This window comes from Stenotrophomonas pictorum JCM 9942 (assembly GCF_001310775.1).
Classification (GTDB): domain Bacteria; phylum Pseudomonadota; class Gammaproteobacteria; order Xanthomonadales; family Xanthomonadaceae; genus Stenotrophomonas; species Stenotrophomonas pictorum.
The window spans coordinates 1-862 of sequence record NZ_BAZI01000694.1; the positions used below are offsets into that span (position 1 = coordinate 1).

The following is an 862-nucleotide window of genomic DNA, read 5'->3' on the forward strand; positions in this document are numbered from 1 at the left end:
GCAGGCAGAAGCCGGCGCACCGCAGCCGCTGGTGATGCGCCCCAATGCCGACCCGGGTACCGGCGCCCTTTCACTGGACGCCTCGGCCGACAACAGCCTGCGCAGCCAGCCACCGGGCACCACCGCACGCCCGGCGCTGCTGGGGATCCTGGCGCTGGCGCTGCTCGGGGGCCTGGTCCTGAATCTGATGCCCTGCGTGCTGCCGGTACTGTCGCTGAAGGTGCTGGGGCTGGCGCAGAGTGGCGAAAGCCGCCTGCACGCGCGCCGTCATGCCCTCTGGTACACGCTCGGGGTGCTGGTCGCCTTCAGCGCGATCGGTGCGCTGGTGCTGGCGCTGCGGGCAGCCGGCCAGGCGGCGGGCTGGGGCTTCCAGCTGCAGCATCCGTGGTTCATCGCCACCCTGGTCTATCTGATGTTCGCGGTCGGCCTGAGCCTGTCGGGCGTGTTCACGCTTGGCGGCCGTCTCGGCGGCGTCGGCCAGTCGCTGGCCCACCGCAGCGGGGCGGCCGGTGATTTCTTCACCGGCGTACTGGCCTGCGTGGTGGCCAGTCCGTGCATCGCCCCGTTCATGGGCCCGGCACTGGCCTATGCCTTCACCGCCCCGCCGCTGCTGGCGATGCTGGTGTTCCTGGCCCTGGGCCTGGGACTGGCGCTGCCGTTCCTGCTGATCGGCTTCGTCCCGCGCCTGGCACGGCGCCTGCCCAAGCCCGGGGCATGGATGGAAACCTTCAAGCAGGTGCTGGCCTTCCCGATGTATTTCACCGCGATCTGGCTGCTGTGGGTGCTGGGCAAGCAGCGCGGCATCGACGCGGTGGCGCTGCTGCTGGCGGGTGCGACATTGCTGGCGCTGGGTCTGTGGTGG

The 862-nt window shown here is 70.9% G+C and carries 1 protein-coding gene; it reads left to right on the plus strand.

The window, feature by feature from the left end; all coding sequences use genetic code 11:
• On the plus strand, window positions 1-862 hold an 862-nt coding region (locus tag JCM9942_RS17110; protein WP_304941175.1), incomplete at both ends, for a protein-disulfide reductase DsbD family protein.